General features: G+C 39.7%; 27 protein-coding genes. 22 read left to right on the forward strand and 5 right to left on the reverse strand.

Features of this window, described 5'->3' with window-relative positions:
• The first annotated feature begins 13 nt into the window (after window positions 1–13).
• Genes F936_RS07130 through F936_RS07145 form a run of 4 tightly spaced genes read left to right on the forward strand, consistent with a single transcriptional unit; the run spans window position 14 to window position 3800 of the window.
• Complete coding sequence (locus F936_RS07130; RefSeq protein ID WP_004643393.1) at window positions 14–622, forward strand: paraquat-inducible protein A; 609 nt, start codon at window positions 14–16, stop codon at window positions 620–622.
• On the forward strand, window positions 619–1428 hold the full coding sequence (locus F936_RS07135; RefSeq protein ID WP_005046208.1) for a paraquat-inducible protein A: 810 nt from the start codon (window positions 619–621) through the stop codon (window positions 1426–1428). Before F936_RS07130 ends, F936_RS07135 begins: the two co-directional genes overlap by 4 nt.
• A gap of 7 nt (window positions 1429–1435) precedes the next feature.
• Complete coding sequence (locus F936_RS07140; protein WP_026070287.1) at window positions 1436–3103, forward strand: PqiB family protein; 1668 nt, start codon at window positions 1436–1438, stop codon at window positions 3101–3103.
• Window positions 3093–3800: a PqiC family protein gene (locus tag F936_RS07145; protein ID WP_005046211.1), complete on the forward strand. Its 708-nt coding sequence runs from the start codon at window positions 3093–3095 to the stop codon at window positions 3798–3800. The genes F936_RS07140 and F936_RS07145 overlap by 11 nt, the downstream gene beginning before the upstream one ends.
• A 59-nt stretch (window positions 3801–3859) precedes the next feature.
• On the opposite strand, the gene uraH is transcribed toward F936_RS07145, so the two are convergent.
• Window positions 3860–4261, reverse strand: a complete 402-nt coding sequence (uraH, locus tag F936_RS07150) for a hydroxyisourate hydrolase (protein WP_005046214.1) — start codon at window positions 4259–4261, stop codon at window positions 3860–3862.
• Window positions 4262–4272: 11 nt separating this feature from the next.
• The gene (locus F936_RS07155; protein ID WP_080595422.1) at window positions 4273–4740 is read right to left on the reverse strand and encodes a GlcG/HbpS family heme-binding protein; all 468 of its coding nucleotides are present in this window, start codon (window positions 4738–4740) and stop codon (window positions 4273–4275) included.
• Window positions 4741–4865: 125 nt separating this feature from the next.
• On the opposite strand from F936_RS07155, the gene F936_RS07160 reads away from it, so the two are divergent.
• From F936_RS07160 to F936_RS07205, 10 genes are all read left to right on the forward strand, one after another.
• Entirely contained in the window at window positions 4866–5537 is a 672-nt protein-coding gene (locus F936_RS07160; protein WP_005046218.1) for a heavy metal response regulator transcription factor, read from the forward strand.
• Window positions 5534–6937 carry a heavy metal sensor histidine kinase gene (locus F936_RS07165; protein ID WP_005046220.1) on the forward strand — a complete coding sequence of 468 codons (1404 nt, stop codon included), beginning with the start codon at window positions 5534–5536 and terminating at the stop codon, window positions 6935–6937. Before F936_RS07160 ends, F936_RS07165 begins: the two co-directional genes overlap by 4 nt.
• A 96-nt stretch (window positions 6938–7033) precedes the next feature.
• On the forward strand, window positions 7034–7597 hold the full coding sequence (locus F936_RS07170) for a lipocalin family protein (RefSeq protein ID WP_005046221.1): 564 nt from the start codon (window positions 7034–7036) through the stop codon (window positions 7595–7597).
• Window positions 7598–7717: 120 nt separating this feature from the next.
• Window positions 7718–8689 (forward strand): acyl-CoA desaturase, encoded by a 972-nt coding sequence (locus F936_RS07175; protein WP_005046222.1) that lies wholly within the window; start codon window positions 7718–7720, stop codon window positions 8687–8689.
• The gene (locus F936_RS07180; RefSeq protein ID WP_005046223.1) at window positions 8686–9948 is read left to right on the forward strand and encodes an NAD(P)/FAD-dependent oxidoreductase; all 1263 of its coding nucleotides are present in this window, start codon (window positions 8686–8688) and stop codon (window positions 9946–9948) included. Before F936_RS07175 ends, F936_RS07180 begins: the two co-directional genes overlap by 4 nt.
• A 21-nt stretch (window positions 9949–9969) precedes the next feature.
• Window positions 9970–10761 (forward strand): DUF1365 domain-containing protein, encoded by a 792-nt coding sequence (locus F936_RS07185; protein ID WP_005046224.1) that lies wholly within the window; start codon window positions 9970–9972, stop codon window positions 10759–10761.
• Window positions 10758–11957, forward strand: a complete 1200-nt coding sequence (locus tag F936_RS07190) for an SAM-dependent methyltransferase (RefSeq protein WP_005046225.1) — start codon at window positions 10758–10760, stop codon at window positions 11955–11957. The genes F936_RS07185 and F936_RS07190 overlap by 4 nt, the downstream gene beginning before the upstream one ends.
• Window positions 11958–11986: 29 nt before the next feature.
• The gene (locus tag F936_RS07195) at window positions 11987–12766 is read left to right on the forward strand and encodes a DUF1295 domain-containing protein (protein ID WP_005046227.1); all 780 of its coding nucleotides are present in this window, start codon (window positions 11987–11989) and stop codon (window positions 12764–12766) included.
• An 8-nt stretch (window positions 12767–12774) separates the two neighbouring features.
• On the forward strand, window positions 12775–13824 hold the full coding sequence (locus F936_RS07200; protein ID WP_005046228.1) for an SAM-dependent methyltransferase: 1050 nt from the start codon (window positions 12775–12777) through the stop codon (window positions 13822–13824).
• 29 nt (window positions 13825–13853) lie between these two features.
• Window positions 13854–15182, forward strand: coding sequence for a sensor histidine kinase (locus tag F936_RS07205; RefSeq protein WP_005046229.1), 1329 nt, complete (start codon window positions 13854–13856; stop codon window positions 15180–15182).
• On the opposite strand, the gene F936_RS07210 is transcribed toward F936_RS07205, so the two are convergent.
• The 3 genes from F936_RS07210 to F936_RS07220 are packed head-to-tail and all read right to left on the reverse strand — an operon-like array spanning window position 15179 to window position 16925.
• Window positions 15179–15874, reverse strand: a complete 696-nt coding sequence (locus F936_RS07210; protein WP_005046230.1) for a response regulator transcription factor — start codon at window positions 15872–15874, stop codon at window positions 15179–15181. The two genes, F936_RS07205 and F936_RS07210, sit on opposite strands and share 4 nt — an antisense overlap.
• Before the next feature lie 17 nt (window positions 15875–15891).
• Complete coding sequence (locus F936_RS07215; RefSeq protein ID WP_005046231.1) at window positions 15892–16386, reverse strand: chalcone isomerase family protein; 495 nt, start codon at window positions 16384–16386, stop codon at window positions 15892–15894.
• Window positions 16353–16925, reverse strand: coding sequence for a nuclear transport factor 2 family protein (locus F936_RS07220; protein WP_005046234.1), 573 nt, complete (start codon window positions 16923–16925; stop codon window positions 16353–16355). Before F936_RS07220 ends, F936_RS07215 begins: the two co-directional genes overlap by 34 nt.
• 249 nt (window positions 16926–17174) lie before the next feature.
• Between F936_RS07220 and F936_RS07225 the strand changes: the two genes are divergently transcribed.
• The 8 genes from F936_RS07225 to F936_RS07260 all read left to right on the forward strand — a co-directional run bounded on the left by F936_RS07225 (window position 17175) and on the right by F936_RS07260 (window position 24469).
• Window positions 17175–17927 (forward strand): aspartate/glutamate racemase family protein, encoded by a 753-nt coding sequence (locus tag F936_RS07225; protein WP_005046236.1) that lies wholly within the window; start codon window positions 17175–17177, stop codon window positions 17925–17927.
• Window positions 17928–18063: 136 nt separating this feature from the next.
• Window positions 18064–19050, forward strand: coding sequence for a quinone oxidoreductase family protein (locus F936_RS07230; RefSeq protein ID WP_005046238.1), 987 nt, complete (start codon window positions 18064–18066; stop codon window positions 19048–19050).
• A gap of 11 nt (window positions 19051–19061) precedes the next feature.
• Window positions 19062–19910, forward strand: a complete 849-nt coding sequence (locus tag F936_RS07235; protein WP_005046240.1) for a TauD/TfdA dioxygenase family protein — start codon at window positions 19062–19064, stop codon at window positions 19908–19910.
• A 60-nt stretch (window positions 19911–19970) separates the two neighbouring features.
• On the forward strand, window positions 19971–21023 hold the full coding sequence (locus F936_RS07240; protein WP_005046242.1) for a beta-keto acid cleavage family enzyme: 1053 nt from the start codon (window positions 19971–19973) through the stop codon (window positions 21021–21023).
• Window positions 21024–21140: 117 nt separating this feature from the next.
• The gene (locus tag F936_RS07245) at window positions 21141–22490 is read left to right on the forward strand and encodes an MFS transporter (protein WP_005046244.1); all 1350 of its coding nucleotides are present in this window, start codon (window positions 21141–21143) and stop codon (window positions 22488–22490) included.
• The gene (locus tag F936_RS07250) at window positions 22487–23143 is read left to right on the forward strand and encodes a DsbA family oxidoreductase (protein WP_005046246.1); all 657 of its coding nucleotides are present in this window, start codon (window positions 22487–22489) and stop codon (window positions 23141–23143) included. The genes F936_RS07245 and F936_RS07250 overlap by 4 nt, the downstream gene beginning before the upstream one ends.
• A 14-nt stretch (window positions 23144–23157) precedes the next feature.
• Window positions 23158–23466, forward strand: coding sequence for a Rieske (2Fe-2S) protein (locus F936_RS07255; protein ID WP_080595420.1), 309 nt, complete (start codon window positions 23158–23160; stop codon window positions 23464–23466).
• On the forward strand, window positions 23459–24469 hold the full coding sequence (locus tag F936_RS07260) for a YeiH family protein (RefSeq protein ID WP_005046250.1): 1011 nt from the start codon (window positions 23459–23461) through the stop codon (window positions 24467–24469). Before F936_RS07255 ends, F936_RS07260 begins: the two co-directional genes overlap by 8 nt.
• Window positions 24470–24516: the final 47 nt, after the last annotated feature.

Consider the following 24516-nt stretch of genomic DNA (forward strand, 5'->3'; position numbering starts at 1 on the left):
TCAGAGTATCACTATGAAGCTTAAAGAATTAGCAGGTTGTGAGGAGTGCGATACAGTCTATCGTAGAGCTCCGCTTGCTTATGGAAAAAGGGCTTATTGTGTTTGCTGTGGCGCAGAACTCTATCGGCACACCAAACCTTTTTCAACATTGTTAGCTTTGATTTTAACTGCCTTAATTGTATTTATTCTTGCCAATAGCTTTCCCATCGTAAAAATTGAATTACAAGGAAATACATCTGAGACTACTTTACTGGGGGCCGTCTGGGTGATGTTTCACTTTGATCGGGCATTCGTTGGTGTACTCATCTTAATTACCACTTTTATTGTGCCGCTTTCCTATCTTTTATTACTTAGCTATGTGCTCGGTACAGTGAGTATATTGAAAAAGAGGCCAACGTTTTTGGTGATGGCCTTACGCACACTTTTCTTTATGAGAGTGTGGGGAATGGTTGAGGTATTCTTAATCGGAATTTTGGTCACGCTTGTAAAGTTAGTTGGAATGGTCTTGGTGATTCCCGAGATTGCTTTATGGGCATTTGCGATCTTAAGTGTATTGTTGGTCTATATTACTTCTATAAAGGTAAGTGATATATGGAACGAAATTGATAGGTCACTGCCATGAAAACAATAAAAAATGTGACCCAAGCAAAAAGCTCGCAACACGGATCGGTACTTAAGCAATATCCACGAGCCAAAGATCTCTCATTAATTGTGTGTCATTGCTGTGGGGTCGTAAATTCTGCTCAAAATGAAAAAAGACGACGAGATAAAAGCCATCAAGTTTTACGTTGTATTCGGTGTAATAGCGTGCTGCATTCACGTAAACCAGCGAGTTTAAATCGAACTTTTGCTTTGGTAGTTGCTGCAACAATTCTCTATATTCCAGCTAATGTACTTCCAATGACGGTGACTGACTCACTTTTAGGCAGCCAGCAAGATACGATCATGAGTGGGGTAATTTACTTCTGGCAAAGTGGAGACTATCTGGTTTCAGTCGTTATTTTCATGGCCAGTATTTTTATTCCCATGTTGAAGCTGCTGATTTTGTATTTTTTATTATTTGCTGTATATCTACAGAAATCGGCAGGTTGGAAATTTTTACCGGAGCAATGCGTTAAATTATATCGAATTGTTGAGTTTATTGGGCGCTGGTCAATGATTGATGTTTTTGTGGTGGCACTTTTAACAGCCCTCATTCAGATTCAATCCCTTGCTACGATTTTAGCAGGGCCAGGTTCGATTGCTTTTGGTGCTGTTGTGGTGTTAACCATGTTCGCATCCTTAAGTTTTGACCCACGTATTATTTGGGATAATTTTTATGCATCCCAAAATACAAACAAACCGTCTTCTGTTGCTTCTGAAAAAACAACGATTATTCAGGCAGAACATCCGCCGTTGAGTAATGATTCTATTAATCCCAGTCAATAAAAGAACAATGAGTATGTCTGAAAATGAAATAACCACTGGTAACTCAGATCATCGTGATACAGATGTTGAACTGGATAACATGAATGATTTACCAGAGCCTCAAGAAAAGAAGAGTCGGTGGAAGCCTTTATTAATTTGGCTTATTCCATTGATCGCGCTTTTAATCGCGCTGTCATTAGCTGTAAAAGCGCTACTGTCTCATGGCCCTACAATTGATGTGTCTTTTAGAACGGCTGAAGGGTTAGTCGCTGGTAAAACAACAGTCCGTTATAAACAGGTGGATATTGGTGTGGTACGGCAGATTGATCTTTCAGATGATCGTTCACACGTTATTGCCAGAATTGATTTGCGCAAAGGTGCGAGTAACTTTGCAGCAAAAGATTCACGATTTTGGGTTGTGCGACCACGTATTGGGACAGGTGGAGTTTCAGGAATAGACACCTTATTGTCAGGTTCATATATTGAAGTGGATGGTGGAAAATCAGAAGAGGATAAGTTTGAATTTACTGGTTTAGAAGTACCACCGGTCATATCTTCAGATGTTCCTGGAAAAGTATTTTTCTTAAATGCAGATGATCTTGGTTCGTTAGATATAGGTTCTCCAATTTATTATCGTCGAATTAATGTAGGGCAAATTACAGCCTATAAATTGTCTGATGACGGTAAAAATGTTGAACTACAAACGTTTATCCGCGCGCCGTATGACAAGTTTGTAACCACCGATGCACGTTTTTGGCAGGCGAGTGGGATTGATGTGACCTTAAATGCTTCAGGCTTTAATTTAGATACTCAATCGCTGGCAAGTATTGTCGCAGGGGGGATTGCTTTTGGTTACCCTGAAAGTTCACATGCCACGATGGCAGCGAATCAGAGTCGTTTTAATCTTTGGGATTCAAAAGGTGAAGCATTAAAAGAACCTGATGGTCAACCACGCGGTGTGATTATGTACTTTGATCATTCATTACGTGGGCTTACGGTCGGTGCACCAATTGATTTCATGGGTATTGAAATTGGTAATGTTAAATCAATAAATGCCGAGTTTTATGACCACTATAAACAGATTCGTATGCGTGTTGAGGCAGTCATCTATCCTTCACGAGTTGAAAATGGTCAAGCACTTAACCCGAACAGTGAAATTTTTAAAGATTTTATTGAACATGGATGGCGTGCTCAAATGCGAACAGGGAACCTCCTTACTGGACAAAACTATATTGCTTTAGACAAGTTCCCTAAAGCCAAACCAGCCACATTACAGATTCTAGGTGATAACCGTGTGGTGATTCCAACTACACCAACCGAACTGAGTGGCTTACAAGCACAAGTTTCTCAGATTGCAGACAAGTTAACGAAATTCCCGTTAGTTGAAATTGGGCAAGATGTGCGTAAAACGCTTAACAATATGAACACAGCGATTGAGTCTACCGACAAGCTGGTTAAGCAGTTAGATGGCAAAGTTGCACCTGGTTTACAAGCAACTTTAGACGATGTTCGTAAAACTGTAAGGTCATCTGAGTCTATTTTGTCGAGCGATGCGCCGTTGCAACAAGACGTACGCAAAGCATTGCAGCAAATGACACGTGCCGCTGCCTCTTTACAGTTAATGTCAGACTATATTGAACAACACCCTGAATCAATTATTCGTGGTAAGACACCAGAGACCGATGATGAAAAATAAAAACCATCTATCTTTTCAACATCCTAAAGCAGCCAAATGGCTGCTTGGGAGTGGCTTGTTTTTAACGGCAGTTGCTATGACAGCATGTTCGAGTTCACCAACGCCAAACTACTATACGCTTACACCTAAAGTCACTCCGGTCACCAGCTCAACTGTGCAGGTGATTGAGGTGTTGCCAGTCGGGATTCCAGACCGATTAGACCGTGCGCCTTTAGTGCTCCAAGACAGTAGTGGTAAGTCTACGGTGCTAAACAATGAGCGTTGGACATCAACCATGGGTACGCAATTACGCGATACCTTGTCTGCGGGTTTACAACAAAAGCTAGGGGCAATTGACAGTTATAGCAGTGGGCTTGCTGGAAACAATCAGCCTTTATATCGAGTTTCTACAGACTTTTCTCATTTTGATATTGTAGATAAAAGCTATATTAATATTGCTGTATCTTGGGTGGTGAAGCGTCAAATACCGCCTACTCAATTAGAGTCAGCTAATGCAAAAGTCATTACTAATGCTGGATCTCAGTTAAATTGTCGAATTGCTTTTAAGCAGCCGATTGATCAAAAAGCTAAAAAAATGGAAGCAATTGTGAGTGCGTCAAGTGAGGCGATGACTCAAATTATTAATACGGTTTCTTCTTCAATTGTGGCGCTGGATTCAAATAAAAAATCGGTGATTAGCAATGGGGTTTGTTCGTAAACCAAATCGCTTTGAATTAACCCCTTTATTTGTGCAAAACAGATAAAGGGGTTTTTCTTTTAATTACCTCGATAGGTTGAATAGCCATAAGGGCTAAGCAGTAGAGGAATATGGTAGTGATTTACGCTTCCATCCACTTTAAAAATAACGGGTACTTCGGCAAAAAAAGTTTGTTGTTTATTCTTTTTGAACCAGTCTTCAGTTTTAAAGGTAACTTTATAAACCCCTTGCTCTAGTTTTTTATTTTCTGGATAGAGCGCAGTAATACGACCATTTGAATCGGTCACTTGCTGGTTGAGTTTAACCCACTGGTTATTGGTATTTTTTTCTAAAACGACTTCAACCTGAGAAGAAGGCAACCCCGTTTCTAGATTTAACACATGCACACTTAGCGGATTAGTTTGTGCAAATGTAGCCGAAGCAATAAATAGCGAAGATAAAGCAATAAATGATTTAGGCATGATGAAGTTCCTTATGAATGAAAAATGGTTTCAATGGCTTTGCTTGCACATTGATTGTCATTTTGTGCGCCGCCAGCACCTGCAACACCAATCGCTCCGATCACTTGGTTCTCAAAATGAACAGGTACGCCGCCACCTAACAAAAGTAAATTTGCTATGGTAGTTAAATTTTTTGCATCGGGGTTTTGATTACTATTTTGGCTTAAAATCAAGGTCGATGTTTTGGTAGATAACGCGGTATAGGCTTTTTTCTCGGCAGCCATTAAATTATGCGGACCCACCAGCTCATGCCGTTCGGCAGTTAAAGGATTACCGCCGCGATCTACAACAACGACTGCTATGTTTTGATTTATTTTTTTACATGCCTCTTTCGCACTATCGGCTAACAGATGGGCAGTTTTTAGATCTAACGAATAAACTTGATTCAAAGCAGGGGGCTGTGCAAAAGTACTATTACCGAATAGCACGGCTGCTAACATCAGCCAGTTCAATTTTTTCATAATGATTGCCTCTATGTCGCTTTGAAAATCTTAAACAAATTGCTTAACTTCAAGCGTGACAATCACATTACAAAGTTGTCATCTTTCAAATGAGTTTCTACAAAATGCGTATCCTTATTATTGAAGACGAGATCAAGATAGCCACTTATTTGGTCAAAGGATTAAAAGAGTCTGGATATCAAGCGGAGTGCGTTCATTTAGGGCTTCAAGGTTTGGAAATGCTAAAGAGAGATCAATATGACTTGCTTATTCTTGACGTCATGTTGCCTGACATAGACGGTTGGAGCGTATTACAAGTACTACGCCAGTTTTCAAAAATTCCGGTTATTTTCTTAACGGCAAAAGATCAGGTAATGGATAGAGTCAAAGGGTTGGAGTTGGGTGCAGATGATTACTTGGCTAAACCTTTTTCTTATATTGAATTGTTAGCACGTATTAAAAGCTTGTTAAGAAGACAGCAATATCTGCAAGAAAATGAGCTGTCTATTAGTGATTTAAAAATGGATTTGGTCGGTCATAAAGTATGGCGTAATGGCAACTTAATTGAGCTGAGCAAAACCGAATTTAATTTGTTGCGTTACCTGTTGCTTAACAAAGAGCAAATCGTGACGCGCAGGCAAATTGGCTCCGAAGTTTGGAATATTAACTTTGATACCGATACCAACTTTATTGATGTCGCTGTACGCCGTTTACGAAGCAAAATTGATGAAGGATATGAATTAAAACTCATTCATACCATCCGTGGCTTGGGCTATAAAATTTCGGTTAGCTTATGAACTTTAAATTTCTGCGTTCTCTTGAAGTCCGTATTACATTACTGGTCACGCTCTGTTCTGCCTTAATTTTGTGTTCAGTCGGCTTTATGACCTATTTAGGTATTAACCAAATTTTATTAAAGCAGCAAGATAAAGCTTTAGCAGACAGAATTAATCGCTTGGAAATTTTGCTACAAGATAGCGAAAATGTAGAGCAAATTATTGCGCGACCTAAGCTGTATCAAAACATGCTTGGCAACCAAGACAACTTGTTTTTGCTCATCCATAAAGACAAAGCTTTAATTAATATTAATCCGCTCCATATTCAGTTACCTCAACTTGCACAGCGCAACAGTCTTCAATTTCAAGACTTAGCCAACAACCCATATCCAACGCGAATTGCATGGAAAACCATAAAAATTAATCAGGAGCCTTATCTGCTCATTGCAGGTAAACAATGGTCAGAACGCATCAATATTCTTTTACCTTTTCAAGAAAGTCTCTTGATGTATGTGGTAGGAGGAGTGTTTGCAATCTTTGTGCTTTGCATTTTAGCGTGTCACCTAGGTTTAAGGTCGCTACAACAACTTCGCAAGCAAACCCATTCTATTAACGTAAATCAGCTCCAGAAAAGATTAAATCTCTTAAATTCACCTTTAGAAGTTGAGCTACTTTCAAAAGATATTAACCACATGCTAGAACGGATTGAAAAGGGTTATACGCAGCTCAACCGCTTTTCAGAGGATATTGCTCATGAGTTCCGTACGCCTTTAAATAATCTGATTGGGCAAACCGAGATTGCTTTAACTGGCGAACGCTCAGTTGAGCAATATGAAGATTTGTTGGTGTCTCATTTGGATGATTACCACAGATTAAAACGCATGATTGATAGCATGCTTTTTTTAGCAAGAGCCGATCAGAAAATGGTTCTTGTAAACAAACAAGAAATAAAGGTCCAAGATGTTATAGATGGGCTATGCCAGATTTTTGAATATCAGGCCGAGGAACAAGAGTGTCATTTTAGTTTCAACTTAGAAGCCCAAAAGTTATTTGCAGATCCTGAGTTATTTCAAAGAGCAGTCTACAACCTTGTTTTAAATGCGTTGGTACATGGTGGTGACAAGCGAACTATTTATATCGCCACTAAACATAAGATGATTAAGCATAGGCAATGGGTCAGCCTGACTGTTGTAACAGGTGGTATTTCAATTGCTGACCATCAACTCGAATATGTCTTTGAAAGATTTTACCAATGCCACTCAAGTCGAAGTGATGAGAACCAGACAGGTGGATTAGGGTTATCGATTGTCGCTTCAATTATGGATCTACATCATGGCCTATATCGGGTTTATAACACGCTCGATGGCGTATGTTTTGAGCTTGATTTTCCAATTGCAGATGCTCCAAAGAAATACAATTAAATCCTTATTAATGTTCTTTAATTTTTAAAATTCACACTTTGTTCACAACCCTCTGGCGTATGTTTAAACATATGAAATAAATAGAAGAGGGTCGTTATGAAATTATTATTTAAGTCACTTGTCATCAGCAGCAGTCTTGCAGCGGTTAGCTTAACGCTTCCTTTGAGTACCTTTGCTGACACAAATACGAAACCAGTGGCTGTTGATTCTATTGATATTAATAAATACGCAGGTAAGTGGTATGAGATTGCGCATTTACCTATGTTTTTTCAGCGTAATTGTGTAGCCAATACAACTGCAAACTATTCCATTAACGCAGACAAAACCGTTGGTGTTTTAAATAGTTGTACTAACAAAGATGGCAAAATGATTTCATCTGAAGGTGTGGCCTATTCGCAAAATGAAGGCAACAGTAAATTAAAAGTGAGCTTTTTGCCTTCAGGCCTAAGATGGATTCCTTTTACAAAAGGCGATTATTGGGTTTTAAGAGTTGACCAAGATTATCAGGTCGCTTTAGTGGGTGGCCCAAGCCAGAAATATTTATGGATTCTTTCTCGTAGTCCTCAAATTGATGAAGCGACATATCAGTCTTATCTACAAACCGCAAAAAGCTATGGCTACGATGTTTCTAAACTTGTTAAGACAACACAGTCTAAATAGTGACGTTGCTGGTTATGTAGATTCTTATATTTATCTCGTAATCGTATGAACTTCACATAAAATTCATTGCGCATTTTCTAAATTAGAACCAAAAGAAATGCTTTAGATCAGGAAGAATCAATGTCTAAATTTTTTCTGCGCTGGATCGATAGCTGGTCAGATTCAGAAAATGCGCAAGTGGGTACTTCTAGCGAATATGTCATTGAAAAGAAAATTCAATGGTTAAGAATAATTCCTTTTATTTTATTGCATATCGCTTGTTTAGCTGTGTTTTGGGTGGGCGTATCTTGGTTTGCAGTTGTCTTCATGCTGGGGTTTTACTGTCTTCGCATGTTTGCAATTACTGCTTTTTTTCACCGCTATCTTTCACATAAAACTTTTCAAACATCACGTATTGTCCAGTTCATTTTTATACTGATCGGAACCATGAGTGCACAGCGTGGACCGTTATGGTGGGCAGCGCATCACCGTTATCACCATCACTTTACCGACACCGATCAGGACCCACATTCAGCGAAAGCAGGCTTTTGGTATTCGCATGTAGGCTGGTTTTTGAATGAGCAGAATTTTGCTATTCGAAAAAAAGTGATTAAAGACTGGTTGAAATATCCTGAGCTGATTTGGCTGGATCGATTTAATTTGCCTATTGTGATTTTTACAGCTTTGGCAATTTATGGTTTTGGTTCGTGGCTTGCGCAACATTTCCCTGAGTTGGGAACTAATGGCTTACAGCTTTTGGTGTGGGGATTTGTGATTTCTACCGTTCTCTTAACGCATGCAACCTTATGTATTAACTCACTCGCGCATCGTTATGGTTCACGAGAGTTTAATACCCCAGATGACAGCCGTAATAACTTTTTACTTTCTTTAATTACCTTAGGTGAGGGATGGCACAACAACCATCACTTTTACGCGGGTAGTGTGCGTCAAGGTTTTTATTGGTGGCAGATTGATATCACCTTTTATGTGCTCAGACTAATGTCTTTATTTGGTTTGGTGTGGGGACTAAAGCCAGTACCAGCGAAGGTTTATCAATATAAAAAGATTAAAGATCTACCGATAGAAAAAATTGAAAATGGGGAAGTGTTATGAAAATTGCCATTGTGGGTTCGGGAATATCGGGACTTTATGCTGCATGGAAATTGTCAGAACAACATCAAGTTACCGTATATGAAAAAAATAACTATTTTGGTGGTCATACTGACACTCATCAGCTGGATATAGAGGGTTCTAAAGTTTCGGTAGATAGTGGTTTTATTGTGTTTAATGACTACAACTATCCCTTATTTACCGACATGCTTAAAAATTTGGGAGTTGAAACTCAAAGCAGCGACATGAGTTTTTCGGTGAATAATCTGGTCAGTGGGCTTCAATATAACCCCTCAAAAAAATGGTCGCTCTTTGCCCGTCCGCAGAACTTTCTAAACCGTAAATTTCTACAAATGCTCTCAGATTTGCTGCGTTTTTATGATGATAATAAAAATATTGATGTAGCAGATTTTGACTCTAATTTATCTATTGAAGACTATTTAGACCTACACAAATATAGCCATGAGTTCCGTTATGAGCATCTTTATCCGATGTGCGGGGCATTATGGTCGGCTCCGGTTGAGCAGGTAGGGAAAATTCCATATCGATTTGTCGTGAGCTTTTTTCAGCATCACCGCATGCTACAGCTAAAAGAGCGGCCACAATGGCAAACAGTCAAACACGGTTCAGCAAGTTATATACATGCTATTCAACAAAACTGTCCATCCATTGAGTGGAAATTTGCAGAAGTAAAAGGTGTGAGCCGTTCACAAGAAACCGTGTTTATCGAAACGACTGAAGGGCAAGCCGAATATGACTGGGTGATTTTCGCAAGCCATGCGGACGATAGCCTAAGTTTAATTAAAGATGCTTCATCGCTTGAACGAGAAATACTAAGTCAATTTAGCTATCAAGATAATCACATGGTGGTTCACCGTGACACTTCAATTATGCCTAAAAGTCGTTTGCAGTGGGCAAGTTGGCATGTACATGTAACGCCAACATCACAAGTTCAAAGCAATGAGTCCGACATACATTATGGTTTTACCTACTGGATGAATAATTTGCAGAATTTACCCTGCAATACTCAAGTTTTTTCTACTTTAAATCCGAATATGAAAATTAAAGCCGAAGACATCTTGGTTGAACGCCAATATCGTCATCCTGTATTTGATACAAAAGCGATTCAAACTCAATCTCGTTGGCAAGAAATTAACGGACAAAACAGAACTTCATTTTGTGGAGCGTATTGGGGCTGGGGTTTCCATGAGGATGGTGCCCGCAGTGCAGCACGTGTTGTAGAGCAAATTTTACACTTTTAAAATAGGTAAGGAGCTTTTCAAATGTTATTAAATAAACTTGCTATAGCTCCTACACTTATTCGTCATCGACGCTATAGCCCCAAACAGCATCAATTTACATCGACCTTAAATTACTTATGGTTCGATCCAGATCAATTAAATGAGATTGCAAAAGATTGCTCACTTTGGTCAACCAATCATTGGAATGTCTTAGAACTATCCAAAAATGATTTTTTAAATATGTATCACGGGTCTATAAAGGAAAAAGTAGAAAAAGCGATACTGCAAAATAACAACTTACATATTAGGCCAGACTGGCAAATCAGAGTATTGGCTTTACCTCGTTGTTTGGGTTTTCGGTTTAATTCGGTCGTCTTTTATTTTGTTTTAAATAAAGCCGGAAAACCGCTCTTTGTTCTTAGTGAAATCACCAATACACCTTGGAATGAACGAAAAGTTTACATACACGACTGTATGAATCAACACTCCCATGTAGGCGGTTATGAAAGTTTTGATTTTAACTTTGAAAAATCATTTCATGTCTCGCCGTTTATGCCCATGCAGTTGACTTACCGCTGGCGATTTAGTTTTTCAGACCAGCAAAATGTCATTCATATGCAGCTCTTTGAGGAACAAAAACAAGTGTTTGATGCAACTATGCGGTTTGAACTTGTGCCCATCACATTTCCTTCACAGCAGTATCGATATGCTCTTATGAACAGCCTAGCCCCTTTTAAAATGTTGTTTTCAATATATTTAGAGGCATTTAAGTTATGGCGAAAAAAAGTTCCATTTTATCGTCATCCTAAAAAGATCAAGGTAGATAAGACATGATAAAAACATTTCTTTATGGTGAAGATGACTCACTACCGTTACTGCTCAAGAGTCTTCTCAAACTACGTCATGGACAGATCACTTTTCAGGGCGCGTGGAGTGGTACGGTTGGCGAGGTTTCAGACTTACATGCTGTGATTGATGTTCGCAATCCTTTGCTGATGGATCTCATTTTAAAAAATGGTGTTTTAGGAGCAGCTGAAGGCTATATCCGTGGTGATTGGAGCAGCGAACAACTTGTAGAGTTGGTTCAGATACTGGCACGTAATCGAGATGTATTAGACCAGTTTAACCAGAATGTTATTGCACAGGCGAGCCAGTTTTTTCTGAAGGGTTGGTATAAAAATAGAAAAAACTCTATAAGCGGGAGCCGTAAAAATATTGCTGAGCACTATGACTTAAGTAATGACTTTTTTAAATTATTTTTAGACCCGTCGTTAATGTATTCGAGTGCCGTTTTTGAAAGTGAAAACATGTCACTTGAAGACGCGTCTGATTATAAAAAAGAGCTCATCTGTAAAAAGTTAGATTTAAAACCAATGGATCATTTGGTTGAAATTGGAAGCGGTTGGGGCGGTTTTGCAATTTATGCAGCCCAACATTATGGCTGTAGAGTGACCACCATTACCATTTCACAAGCTCAATACGATGAAGCCGTTACTCGTGTAACTGAAGCTGGGTTGGCACATCGAATTGATGTGCAATTAAAAGACTACCGCTTGCTCGAAGGAAAGTTCGATAAGTTGGTTTCAATTGAAATGGTTGAGGCCGTAGGTGCGCAATATTTATCAACATATTTTGATCAGTGCAAAGCGCTGTTAAAACCGAAAGGTTTGGCATTTATTCAAGCCATTACCATTGAAGATTTCCGTTATAAAAAAGCATTAAATACAGTCGATTATATTAAGCGTTATATTTTCCCTGGTAGCTTTATTCCTAGCGTGAGTGTATTGACTCAGACCGCCTCTGAAAGCGGTTTAAGGTTAAAGCATTTAAATGACATCGGTTTAAGTTATGCAAAAACAATTCATCACTGGCGAGCACGGTTTTTAATCGCACGAGAGGAAGTATTAGCTTTGGGTTTCGATGAAAACTTCATTCGCATGTGGGATTTCTATTTATGTTATTGCGAGGGTGGTTTTAAAGAAGGCGTGATAAGCAATGTTCACTTGTTGTTTGAAAGTACCAGTTACTAACTCAAACACATCAAGCAAGGAGACTGCTCATGTTTTGGAATTTACTGATTCTAGATTTAATGATCATGTTGCTGAGCTGGCTACTTGCCACAGCAAATGGTCGAGCTGGAATTGTAGATGCCGCATGGAGTTTCTGTCTGGCAGTAAACATTATTGTGTCTTCTTTACTCATTTCAGTTGCTCCAGTTGAAGTGCGACTTTTTGTCGGTATTTTTAGCGGCTTATGGTTTTTAAGATTATTTTGGCATCTATTAAGACGTTATCAATCTGAACAAAAAGAAGATAGTCGTTACGCGAACATGCGTCAAGCCATGGGAAAGTTCCAGCACGTTGGCTTTTTATTATTTTTTATCTTTCAAACCCTTTTGGTACTTTTGTTCTTTTTTCCGATGTGGACGCTACTCAATGTAGAAGCAACTACATGGAGTAGCGGATATAAAATCGCTTTAGTGATTGCTGCTGTCATCATGGTGATTGCCTTTATTGGAGAGCAGCTCGCTGATCAGCAGTTATATCGATTTAAATTAAATCCGGATCATCATGGCAAAACGATGGATCAGGGTTTATGGCGTTATTCACGGCACCCAAATTATTTTTTTGAATGGTTACACTGGTTTGCCTATCCAATCATTGGTTTAGCTGCGGGCCAGTATTTATTGTGGATTTATCCGTTACTGATGTGGCTATTTTTATACTACGTCACGGGTATTCCATTTAGTGAAAAACAAGCAATTAAAAGCCGCGGTCAAAATTATCTTGATTATCAACAAAAAACATCAATGTTTATTCCGCGAAAACCCAAAAAATAGGTGCGCATATGGATTTTATTGTTCATCAGTCTTTAAAAATTGTTGAAAGTGGTGTGATTCCAGATCATGCAATTCGGGCAGCAATCCGTGCTTTAAGCAAAAAGCGTTTAATTCAAGAAGGCCGTTATGACCCTGAACAAGGGGCACAGCGCTATATGGATGTGCTTAATATGCTGAAACGGAGCGAAATCGCCGTTGAAACGGATAAGGCAAACGAGCAGCACTATGAATTGCCGACTGAGTTTTTTCAGGCAGTGCTTGGAAAAAGACTCAAATATAGTGCTTGCTATTTTCCGACTAAAACAACAACTTTAGATCAAGCAGAGGAGCTCGCACTTCAGCTTTACTGTGAAAGAGCACAACTTAAAAACGGTCAACACATTTTAGAGCTAGGCTGTGGATGGGGTTCTCTAACTTTGTGGATGGCAGAAAACTATCCGCGCTCACAGATTACAGCTGTTTCAAACTCTGCAACCCAGAAAAAGCATATTCTTGGGCAAGCAAAGTTGAAGGGTTTAACGAATCTTGAAGTGCTCACATGTGATGTGAATGTGCTCGAATTAGACCAAGATCAATTTGATCGGGTTGTATCGGTTGAAATGTTTGAACACGTTCGTAACTATCAACGTCTTTTTGAGAAAATTCAGGGATGGTTGAAGGCAGATGGGCTACTTTGGTGTCATATTTTTTGCCATCGCTTTTTACATTATCCTTTTGAAGTAAAATCAGATTATGATTGGATGTCCAAGTATTTCTTTACTGGCGGTTTAATGCCTGCGACGTCAACTTTTTTGCATTTTCAAGAGCATTTAGAATTGGCTCAACAGTGGCAGTGGTCTGGCGAGCACTATATGAGAACCGCAAATGCTTGGCTTGATAATATGGATAATCAAGAAGTTGAATTGAAGCCTCTGTTTAAAAAAATCTATGGAAAAGATGCCAATATTTGGTGGCAACGTTGGCGTATTTTCTTCATGGCTTGTGCTGAGCTATTTGGTTTTGAGCAAGGACAAGAATGGGTAATTGGTCACTTTTTATTTAGAAAGAGATCATTGTAATTTCTACAGCCTATCCCGGCGATAAAGATATGATAAGAACTCGATATGATGGCAAATCTAGTCATCCATTAGCCAAAATGTTCAATCGATATTATTGGTTGCAGATTGGTCTGATTGCATTATCGATCGTGGTCGGGTTGGCTTGTAGTGCATGGGTCATTAAAGGCTCTTTACTTAAAACCGCTTTAGAGCAGGAAATGGAGCATTACTGGTTACGCATAGAACGTGACCCAAATGCAGATTTACCGGATACGAAAAATTTATATGGATATCGATGGAATACAGAGATTGCACCTCAACCATTTCGGGGCATGCATTTAGAAAGTGGGGTGCACCGAGTATTCGTTGATGGTAAAGAGCGAATGACAGTTTATGGTGAGCATAATGGTCAACATGTTCTGTTGGTATTTGGCGAGAGCAATGTCAATAAGCTGATCTGGCTATTTGGACTGGCTCCGCTCATGTTTAGTTTGTCTGTGCTATATAGCTTTTTATGGTGGTCAAATCGAAAAGCCAGACGCTATTTTTCCCCAATTACACGCTTGGCAAATGCTTTAGAAAATATCGATTGGGCACATCAAGACACGCAAGCATCTCCTTTTAGAGATATTAATACCAATGGCAATATGGAAGCAGAATATCTCAAACAAGCTTTGGAAAAATATCATCAAGTTTTAAGTGATTTTATTCGACGCGAAAGGGAATTTACGGGAGATGTGAGCCATGAGCTGCGTACTCCGCTAACCATTTTGAAAGGTAATGTGCAACTTTGTCAGGCTAGATATGGAGATGATAAAGCCTTAGTTCGTCTTCATAATACGATTGAGGATATGCAGTTATTAGTCGATACCTTACTGGCGATTGCACGTAATACAGTAAAAAGCTTACCGTCTGAGAAGAATTTTTTATCTAGAATTGTGAAGGATTTAGTCGAAAGTTTACAAGCAGTGAGTGAGAGTAAGGGAATACATATTTATATTCAACCCGACCTTTCTGAACAGCCGCGCTGGTTATATCCCTCTATGACTAAAATGGTTTTAAGCAATATTTTACGTAATGCACTGAACTATTCTCAAGGCTCACAAATCGATATTATTCAACAAAAAAACAGCCTAATTATTGCAGATAATGGAATTGGAATTTCTTTACCTAACGATGTTAAGGTTCAAGAGCTCAGTGACTCCCAACTTTCTTTAAAAGTTAAAGGCCACGGAATTGGTTTGCAATTGGTGCAAAAGCTTTGCAAACAATTAGGATGGCGAGTTGAGTTGTTTGATCGGCAGTACTATTTAGCTACTCATCCTGAGTTGGACTTAGAACAGGCAACAGGTTTAATTGTTGTGGTCTATTTGAGTTAACTTGCAGAACCTTCTAAAGCAATTTTTAAACCGACACCCGCCACTGTATGTAATAGTTTAGGGTCAAAAGGTTTATCGACCATTTTTCTTAAATTATATATGTGACTGCGTAATGCATCACTTTCAGGTTCTTCATCGCCCCATAACTCCATCATCAGTTCTTGTTTGGTCACCACTTTTGGCGACTGACGCATCAAAATTTTTAATAATTTAAATTGAATAGGCGGCAATTCGATATTATTTCCTGCACGAATAACTGTTTGGGTTGCGCTATCAAGAATTAAATCATGAATCTGAATTTTATGATGAGTGACTTCGCCAGCTGCTCTTTTAATTAATGCACGAATCCGCATCACTAATTCATTAAAATCAAAGGGTTTTACTAAATAATCATCTGTTCCAGCGGTAAAGCCTTTAAGTTTGTCATCTAAAGTATCTCTTGCTGTCAGCATAAGGACAGGAATATCAACACCTTGTTCGGTGCGGAGCCAGTTGCATAGGTCATAACCTGAGCCATCGGGTAAGTTTATATCGAGGAGCAAAAGATGATAATGCTGCGATTTGAGAAAGGTCCGTGCAGCATCTAAATTACGCGCATGATCGATGATATAACCATGCACTTCAAGAAATTCGCAGACGGTTGCTGCAAGTTCAAAATGGTCCTCAACCATGAGGATAAAGTGATTACCCATAAGATTCTATTAAGCCATTAATTTAATAGTTGTTGTTTTAATTTAGCATTAAATGGTTCGCTACCAAACCAGATTTTAAAATATTGATTTGCATTCGGATTGTTTAAAGAACCGAGTAGCTTCTGATTTAATTTTAGTTCTAGTTTTTGATTTTCCTGCTGGTAATACAAACTATATAAATCTCCATTTTTGATGGGTCTATAAAGTTCATTAATATGATTAAGCGGAGATTTTGCATCAAATCCACTAATATTTTTCTTTAAATAATGCGTTGCTGCGCGCTTAAATGCCCACTCTGGAATATCGCGATTATAGCTAAAGTCCATTTTGATGCTTTGACTCTGCCAATTTTTTAAGCAATCTTCAGCAAAGTAACTGACATTTCCCACTTTCTTACTCGTTATCATTAAAGGCGCTGAACTACATTTTTTCAGTTCAGCCGCGTTAGCTTGAGATACGATCAAGATTCCCAGAAATATTAAGACTCGACTTTTTTGAACGGTAATATCCATTTATAGACTCCTCCAAAGATTGGTAAAGAACGGTAGAGGCCATTCGCCGGATCCCAATAATCTTGCTGGAAAATAATTTTTTGTTGCTCATTAATCTTAATTTGACTCATTCCATAAGAAGCCATGGTTTTTGAGCGGCCTAGCATTTTAAAGTCATAGGTCATGTACCAATGGATGTAGGCTGTATCTTGATGGTGAGTTGCACTAATGAGTTTTACAGTGACATTACTTACTCGGGCATTCATGCCTTCAAAATGTTTGATCAGATCCTTTTTCTGAGAGAACTGCGAGAGTGTATCGTTAATATAAAGCTGATCAGCGTAGAGATTGCCAGCATTGCTTATAAAAGAAGGGGTGCCAAGTGTATTAAATGCGGCAACAAAACGATTGCCGATATCTAACGCCTGCTCGTCATTTAATGCTATTCCATTAATTTTTTGTTCAGCTTTGCCATAGTCACTTGAGTAACTAGGCACACTTTTACACGCTGTTAAACCTACCAAGGTAATCAGCCCTAGGGCTGTGGTTATAATTTTCATATCTATATCCGAGCCAACTTTATAAGATTAAATTAAAGAGCTGGTCGTGAAGTTTGCGTGAATTCTTATGTTTTATGATTGACGTTTAGAGGCTGGTTTTTCTTTTTGAAATACCCTTTATTAGATCTATTTAAGTTAGAAGTTTCTCTGGGCTCCACAAATTTTAGTATTAAGAAAGCAATTTTATTCTAGCTGCACTTTACCCATAAGAGATATAGATTACATTTGAATAAATAGGAAGTTTAAATAATGAAAACAATTGGCTTATTAGGCGGAATGAGTTGGGAATCCACAGCGCTTTATTATCAACAAATTAATAAAATGGTTCATGGTAAATTAGGAAAATTGCATTCTGCTAAAGTGATTATTAATAGTGTCGATTTTGAAGAAATCGCAACCTTGCAAGCGAAAGGCTTATGGCAAGAAGCTGGCGCATACTTAGCTGAGCAGGCGCTAAATTTAGAGAAAGCAGGGGCAGAGTGTATTTTAGTGTGTACCAACACCATGCATAAAATTGCACCGCAGATTGAGGATGCTATTACGGTCCCTTTTATACACATTGCCGATGCGACAGCAAAAGAAATTGTGAGTCAAGACATTGGTAAAGTCGCACTGTTGGGAACAGCTTTTACAATGGAGCAAGATTTTTATAAAGCTCGATTACAGGAGCATGGAATTGACGTGATAATTCCAAATGAAGCCGACCGAAAGATAGTACATCGTATTATTTATGAAGAACTTTGTTTAGGTGTAATAAACCCAGATTCAAGGCAAAAATACGAGACTATTGTAGAGGCGCTGATAACTGAAGGTGCAGAAGGAATTATCTTGGGTTGTACCGAAATTTGTATGTTGATTGGTGAGCTTAAATTCTCGGTTCCTTTATTTGATACGACTACCATTCATGCAAAAGAGGCGGTGAGTTTTAGCTTAAACGAAAATAAAAACTCTAATAGCGCCAATCTACATAGGTCTGCTGCAATTGCTGGGAGTATTCTTTAGCAATATTTCAAATATCCTTTGTCATTAATCGTTAAGCCTGTGTCGTCAAATGTAAAGTGGCACATATCCTACTTATTGTAGTTTTAGTTATTGCTTTTATAGGCACTTAATAAAAAACCAAAATATGGGATAGGACATGACGTTGACGAAAGCTATACGTTTCTATGGAACAGGAACGCCAGAAGTAATGCGCTACGAAGATGTAGAAGTAGGAGATCCAAAAGCTGGAGAAGTACGCCTACGTCATGTGGCAGTCGGCCTAAATTATGCCGATACATATTTTCGTAATGGAACGTATAAAATTCCAATGCCTAATGGCATGGGCGTCGAAGCTTCAGGTGTCGTCGAAGCTTTAGGCGAAGGAGTGACTCAGCTTAAAGTAGGTGATCGAGTTACTTATACAGGTTTTTTAAATACGTTAGGTGCATATAGTACCCACCGTCTAATTCCAGCAAATGCTTTAATTAAATTACCCGAAGAAATTTCTTGTGAAACAGCGGCAGCCATGACCATGAGAGGGTTGACCGCTGCTTATCTAATGCGCCGTATTTATGACTTTAAAGCTGGCGACTCGATTTTATTACATGCAGCTGCAGGTGGAGTTGGGTTGATTGTTTCTCAGTGGGCTAAATTACTTGGCTTGACTGTTATCGGTACAACGTCTTCAGAAGAAAAAGCTGCTGTAGCAAGAGCTCATGGTTGTGATCATGTCATTAATTATAGCCATGAAAATGTTGCTGAACGTGTACGCGAGTTAACAGGGGGCGTTGGTGTAAATGTCGTTTTTGATAGTGTCGGTCAAGCCACTTTCATGAGTTCATTAGATTCCTTAAAACGCCGTGGTTTGCTGGTCTGTGTAGGAACTGCGTCTGGTCCAATTCCTGCTTTTGATCCGGTATTACTTGCTGTGAAAGGTTCATTGTTTGTGACTCGTCCAGCTTTGGCTGATTACATTGCAGATCCTGCTGAGAAAAGGGAACTGGCAAATGAATTATTTGAGCACGTTCGACATGGACGAATCAAAATTGAAATTAATCAGCGTTATGAGCTAAAGGATGCTGTACAAGCTCATCGTGATTTAGAAGCACGTAAAACAATAGGTTCATCAATTTTTGTAATTTGAAAGGATTCCTTATGCAAATTGAACAACTAACTTGCAATATTGGCGCGGAGCTTAGTGGGGTAAAACTCGCTGATGCAATTTATGACGATGGTTTATTTGCTGAAATTCGCACTCAACTGCTTAACCATCGTGTTTTGTTCTTGCGAGATCAACATTTAACCCGTCAGGATCATGTCGCATTTGCAGAAAGATTTGGGCAGTTAGAAGATCATCCAGCGGTTGGGAGTGATCCTGATCATCCGGGTTTAGTGCAGATTTACAAACATCCGGAAAGCCCAGTCAATCGTTATGAAAATGCTTGGCATAGCGATGCAAGCTGGCGCAAGGCCCCACCTATGGGATGTGTGCTGCATTGTGTTGAATGTCCGCCTGTAGGTGGAGATACGATGTGGACCAATATGGTCATGGCCTATGAGTCTTTACCTGAAGATATTAAGGATAAGATTGCTGACTTACGTGCTTACCACAGTATAGAGGCGAGTTTTGGTGCTGCGATGCCACTCGAAAAACGCTTGGACTTAAAAGCAAAGTTCCCCGATGCTGAGCACCCGGTGGTACGTACTCATCCTGAAACGGGCGAGAAAATTTTGTATGTAAATGCATTTACAACACACTTCAGTAACTATCACACCAAAGAACGTGTCAGGTTTGGACAAGATGCCAATCCGGGCTCAGCTGAACTACTACGTTACTTAATTTCTCAAGCCTATATTCCAGAGTTTCAAGTGCGCTGGCGTTGGAAGCCTAACAGTATTGCAATTTGGGATAACCGCAGTACACAACACTATGCCGTGATGGACTATCCGCCGTGTCATCGAAAAATGGAACGGGCAGGCATTATTGGTGACGCAACCTATTAAGGCTATAGGCTAAATCATTTTATCTATTTGAAAATTCTAAAAATATATAAGGAGATGCACATGCAATTCTTTGATGACTCATTGCACCCAGAAAATATGGAAAAAGTAGTCATTACCGTTGCGCCGTATGGTCCAGAGTGGATGCCTGAAGACTTTCCAGAAGATATTCCTGTGACCATGGATGAGCAAATACAAAAAGCGGTCGAATGCTATGAAGCGGGTGCTACGGTGTTGCATTTACATGTCCGTGAGCTTGATGGTAAAGGCTCTAAACGCCTCTCAAAATTTAATGAACTCATCGCAGGCGTTCGTGAAGCTGTACCTGACATGATTATTCAGGTGGGTGGTTCGATTTCATTTGCACCAGAGAGTGATGGTGAGGCGGCACTATGGTTAAGTGATGACACTCGACATATGTTGGCTGAACTTACACCAAAACCTGATCAGGTCACGGTGGCAATTAACACCACACAAATGAATATTATGGAGTTGCTCTATCCTGAATATTTAGAAGGAACTTCATTGGCACATCCGGCGACTCAGGCAGCATATGCAGAGATGACTGTGCCAGCCGGTCCTGCATGGGTAGCCGAACATCTTAAACGCTTATGTAAAAACAATATTCAACCGCACTTTCAATTAACGGGAATGCATGGTCTTGAAACCCTAGAACGTATGGTGCGTAAAGGGTTGTATATGGGGCCGTTAAACTTAACTTGGATTGGAATTGGTGGTGGTTTTGATGGTCCAAACCCATTTAATTTCTTTAATTTTATTCATCGTGTACCTGATGGATGTACTTTGACATCCGAATCTCTGCTCAAAAATGTATTGCCCTTTAACACCATGTCGATGGCAATGGGGTTACATGCTCGTGTTGGAAATGAAGACACGATCATTGATCATCACGGACGCCGTTTTTCCTCTGTAGAGCAAATTAAGCAAACCGTTCGAATTGCCCATGAACTAGGTCGTGAAATTGCATCAGGAAATGAAGCCCGTGAAATTTACCGTATTGGGGTGCAATACAACAGTATTGAAGAAACCCTAATCGCAAATGGTATGGCACCCAACCGTCAAGCTGGGCAAAAAGGCATTCCCCAGCGTAAATAATGTGACAAGGTCTAACGGAGTTTAGACCTCAATTGTAGTGCAGCTTATTTGCTTTGATTTTAAAGACGCAATGCTGCACTAGCTAAATAGAAATTATAAAAAATACAAGGAGGTCTTATGAATGCGCATCAGTATTCAGATCAGATGAGCGATGTTGATACGTCAATCAGTATACCTCGTCGTTATGCATGGCTTGTTTTTGCTTTGACATTTGGCTTGCTCATTTCCGATTATATGTCACGGCAAGTATTAAACGCTGTCTTTCCATTGCTCAAAACGGAATGGTTACTCAGTGACAGCCAGCTAGGTTTGCTCAGTGGCATTGTCGCCTTAATGGTAGGTTTATTGACTCTGCCGTTATCTTTATTAGCAGACCGTTTTGGACGAGTTAAAAGCTTGGCCATTATGGCGGCATTATGGAGTTTGGCGACTTTAGGGTGTGCACTTGCTGAAAACTATGAGCAAATGTTTATTGCTCGTTTTATGGTTGGTGTAGGTGAGGCGGCCTATGGCAGTGTTGGAATCGCAGTGGTTGTAGCTGTTTTTCCAAGGGAAATGCGTGCAACACTTGCTAGTGCTTTTATGGCTGGCGGTGTATTCGGTTCATTTTTGGGTATGGCTCTAGGTGGTGTTCTGGCACAGCACTTTGGCTGGCGTTGGGCTTTTGGTGCCATTGCTTTATTTGGCCTCATTTTAGCTTTTCTATATCCGGTTCTGGTCAAAGAAAAAAGAATAGCTTCTTCACATCAAAATAAAAATCGTAGCAAAACCCTGCACATTCAAAGCCCTTTAAAAACTTTATATTCAAGTCGTTCAGTCATTGCCACTTACATTGGTAGTGGGTTGCAACTATTCGTTGGTGGCACGGTGATTGTCTGGATGCCGAGTTATCTCAATCGCTATTACGGCATGAGTACCGACACGGCTGGTGTAATGGCAGCGGTCATTGTGCTGTGTAGTGCGGTGGGCACAATTCTATGCGGCATGTTATGTGATTATTTGGGCCGTAACTGTCCTGATCGCAAAGTCAGTTTAGCCATTACATACTGCTTGGTTAGTTGTGTGCTTTTATTAATTGCTTTTACTGTGCCTGCGGGACGTAACCAGCTAATTCTCATCTGCCTAGGAATGTTTATTGCCTTAGGAACCAATGGTCCATCTAGTGCCATGGTGGCCAATCTCACACATAACTCAGTTCATGGCTCTGCATTTGCAACCCTTACTCTGGCTAACAATTTTCTTGGTTTAGCTCTTGGTCCTTTAGTCGTTGGCAAAGTATCTGATGTGATTGGATTACATAGCGCATTTCAACTCATGCCATTGGTCAGTATTGCAGCCGCAGCCGTATTTTTTTATGCCAAACGCCATTATCACAAAGATATTGCACGCTTTGAGCAGCAAGGAATGACTGAGTTTAAAAATCACTCAAGTAACCAAATACAAAAATGCGGGATGAATAACAAATGATGATTCGGCAATTACACATTGATGTATTTTTTGACTTTATTTGTCCTTGGTGTTTGATCGGAAAACGTCAGTTACTGATCGCTATAAATAGATTTTATCAGCTTCACCCTGGCGTCAAAGTTGTCATGCATTGGCGAGGTGTTCAGCTCATACCGGACTTGGCAGTCGAGGGAGTGCCTTTTCAAACGTTTTATTTGAAAAGATTAGGTAGCTTGACAGCAGTTCGCATGAGACAGGAACAAGTCTATAAAGCCGCAAATAAAGTTGGACTCAAGATCGATTTTGAACAAATTAAACGCATGCCAAACACGGCTAAGGCTCATCGCTTATTTGATAAAGCTTTAAAGATAGGCACTCCTGAACAGTGCAATATGCTGTTAGAACAACTCTTTGCTGCATATTTTTATGATGGCTTAGACATCGGCAATACCACCACTTTATACAAAATTGCAAAACGTTGTGGCTTCTCACCTGAGCTAATCAAAAATTTACTTATTCAAGATCATCAAGATTTTATCTCTGCCAGTACAGGAGGTAATGGTGTGCCTTACTTTATTTTTGATCGGGCTGCTGCATTAATTGGAGCGCAATCAGCAGATGCACTTTATCAAGCGATGCATGAGGCATTTGTTGTTCAGGGAGAATTAACGTGACTACTCGATTTGAAGTGCCTCTAGACAAAATACCGAATTCAGGCGAACGGGCTTTTTTAAAAGTCGGAGATAAAACTCTTGCGCTATTTAATATTGCGACTCAATTTTATGCAATTGATGACAGTTGTCCTCATCAGGGCGCATCGCTATTTAGCGGACGTTTAGAAGGACGGGTGATTCAGTGCTGTGCCCATGGTCTGCGCTTTGATTTAACAAATGGCTGTTTAGTTAATTCTTCTCAGCTCAAAGTTGCAACCTATCCCGTAGAAATTGTTAAGGAAAAAGTATTTATTGTGATGGGTTCTGGGGAAAATCATGGCTAGTTTAGTTTTGAAAAATTTTACCCAGCGCACACGAGAATTAGCACCTGGTTTTGTGGTCAGTTCGGTCGTTGCTGCGGCTGCCTGTTTTTTATCAGAGCACTATGGTGCCCCAGTCATGTTATTTGCCTTACTGCTAGGTATGAGCCTGAATTTTTTAGCAGCTGAGAGTAAATGTAAAGCAGGTATTGAATTCACCGCACGTACTGTGCTTCGAATGGGTATTGCCTTACTAGGCATGCGTATAACTTTAGGACAAATCACTGCACTAGGGTGGCAGCCTGTAGCCTTAGTCATAACTCTGGTTGTTGTAACAATCGCCGTCTCTGTGATTGCAGCTAAAATTTTAGGTTTCCAAAGACTATTTGGTATGTTGACCGGTGGATCAACCGCAATTTGTGGTGCTTCAGCTGCGCTAGCATTGTCAGCTGCCTTTCCGAATCATCCCCAAAAAGAAAAAGCGACCTTGTTTACAGTCATTGGGGTCTCTGCACTTTCAACATTAGCAATGATTGTCTATCCAATGATTGCGAAGTGGTTAGAACTATCGCCACAAGCTGCTGGTGTCTTTCTCGGAGCTACCATTCATGATGTAGCGCAAGTGGTGGGAGCAGGTTATAGCATGTCTACCGAAACAGGTGATACTGCGACTGTAGTTAAGCTTATGCGTGTAGCAATGTTACTTCCAGTGATTGTTTGTGCGGCAATGATTACCCGCATGCAAGGTGCAGATACAATGGGGGAGCGTCCACCATTACTACCTTGGTTTGCAGTTGGCTTTTTAATACTCGCTTGTATTAACAGTACAGGATGGGTGCCAGTAATGATTCAAAATGGAGTAAATGATTTATCACGCTGGTTTTTAGTCATCGCAATTAGTGCTTTGGGTATGAAAACTCAGTTAAAAGAATTAGCTTCTGTTGGGATTAAACCGATTCTTCTGATGGTCGGTGAAAGCATATTTTTAGTGGTATTAGTCTTAGCATTAATGCACTTTTGGTTTTAACTTAATTTTAAATCTTTAGAGGAGGTTTTGGGTTATTCACAAAACTT

This window comes from Acinetobacter calcoaceticus DSM 30006 = CIP 81.8 (assembly GCF_000368965.1).
Lineage (GTDB): Bacteria > Pseudomonadota > Gammaproteobacteria > Pseudomonadales > Moraxellaceae > Acinetobacter > Acinetobacter calcoaceticus.

What these genes read in the sequence shown, in the direction of transcription:
- F936_RS07250 (WP_005046246.1), top strand. Translation starts at nt 22,487, where the DNA reads ATGATGATTCGGCAATTACACATTGATGTATTTTTTGACTTTATTTGT.
- F936_RS07205 (WP_005046229.1), top strand. Translation starts at nt 13,854, where the DNA reads ATGATAAGAACTCGATATGATGGCAAATCTAGTCATCCATTAGCCAAA.
- F936_RS07175 (WP_005046222.1), top strand. Translation starts at nt 7,718, where the DNA reads ATGTCTAAATTTTTTCTGCGCTGGATCGATAGCTGGTCAGATTCAGAA.
- F936_RS07130 (WP_004643393.1), top strand. Translation starts at nt 14, where the DNA reads ATGAAGCTTAAAGAATTAGCAGGTTGTGAGGAGTGCGATACAGTCTAT.
- uraH (WP_005046214.1), bottom strand. Translation starts at nt 4,261, where the DNA reads ATGCCTAAATCATTTATTGCTTTATCTTCGCTATTTATTGCTTCGGCT.
- F936_RS07235 (WP_005046240.1), top strand. Translation starts at nt 19,062, where the DNA reads ATGCAAATTGAACAACTAACTTGCAATATTGGCGCGGAGCTTAGTGGG.
- F936_RS07165 (WP_005046220.1), top strand. Translation starts at nt 5,534, where the DNA reads ATGAACTTTAAATTTCTGCGTTCTCTTGAAGTCCGTATTACATTACTG.
- F936_RS07170 (WP_005046221.1), top strand. Translation starts at nt 7,034, where the DNA reads ATGAAATTATTATTTAAGTCACTTGTCATCAGCAGCAGTCTTGCAGCG.
- F936_RS07230 (WP_005046238.1), top strand. Translation starts at nt 18,064, where the DNA reads ATGACGTTGACGAAAGCTATACGTTTCTATGGAACAGGAACGCCAGAA.
- F936_RS07215 (WP_005046231.1), bottom strand. Translation starts at nt 16,386, where the DNA reads ATGGATATTACCGTTCAAAAAAGTCGAGTCTTAATATTTCTGGGAATC.
- F936_RS07220 (WP_005046234.1), bottom strand. Translation starts at nt 16,925, where the DNA reads ATGAAAATTATAACCACAGCCCTAGGGCTGATTACCTTGGTAGGTTTA.
- F936_RS07160 (WP_005046218.1), top strand. Translation starts at nt 4,866, where the DNA reads ATGCGTATCCTTATTATTGAAGACGAGATCAAGATAGCCACTTATTTG.
- F936_RS07245 (WP_005046244.1), top strand. Translation starts at nt 21,141, where the DNA reads ATGAATGCGCATCAGTATTCAGATCAGATGAGCGATGTTGATACGTCA.
- F936_RS07155 (WP_080595422.1), bottom strand. Translation starts at nt 4,740, where the DNA reads ATGTTAGCAGCCGTGCTATTCGGTAATAGTACTTTTGCACAGCCCCCT.
- F936_RS07185 (WP_005046224.1), top strand. Translation starts at nt 9,970, where the DNA reads ATGTTATTAAATAAACTTGCTATAGCTCCTACACTTATTCGTCATCGA.
- F936_RS07180 (WP_005046223.1), top strand. Translation starts at nt 8,686, where the DNA reads ATGAAAATTGCCATTGTGGGTTCGGGAATATCGGGACTTTATGCTGCA.
- F936_RS07240 (WP_005046242.1), top strand. Translation starts at nt 19,971, where the DNA reads ATGCAATTCTTTGATGACTCATTGCACCCAGAAAATATGGAAAAAGTA.
- F936_RS07145 (WP_005046211.1), top strand. Translation starts at nt 3,093, where the DNA reads ATGAAAAATAAAAACCATCTATCTTTTCAACATCCTAAAGCAGCCAAA.
- F936_RS07195 (WP_005046227.1), top strand. Translation starts at nt 11,987, where the DNA reads ATGTTTTGGAATTTACTGATTCTAGATTTAATGATCATGTTGCTGAGC.
- F936_RS07200 (WP_005046228.1), top strand. Translation starts at nt 12,775, where the DNA reads ATGGATTTTATTGTTCATCAGTCTTTAAAAATTGTTGAAAGTGGTGTG.
- F936_RS07210 (WP_005046230.1), bottom strand. Translation starts at nt 15,874, where the DNA reads ATGGGTAATCACTTTATCCTCATGGTTGAGGACCATTTTGAACTTGCA.
- F936_RS07225 (WP_005046236.1), top strand. Translation starts at nt 17,175, where the DNA reads ATGAAAACAATTGGCTTATTAGGCGGAATGAGTTGGGAATCCACAGCG.
- F936_RS07135 (WP_005046208.1), top strand. Translation starts at nt 619, where the DNA reads ATGAAAACAATAAAAAATGTGACCCAAGCAAAAAGCTCGCAACACGGA.
- F936_RS07190 (WP_005046225.1), top strand. Translation starts at nt 10,758, where the DNA reads ATGATAAAAACATTTCTTTATGGTGAAGATGACTCACTACCGTTACTG.
- F936_RS07260 (WP_005046250.1), top strand. Translation starts at nt 23,459, where the DNA reads ATGGCTAGTTTAGTTTTGAAAAATTTTACCCAGCGCACACGAGAATTA.
- F936_RS07140 (WP_026070287.1), top strand. Translation starts at nt 1,436, where the DNA reads ATGAGTATGTCTGAAAATGAAATAACCACTGGTAACTCAGATCATCGT.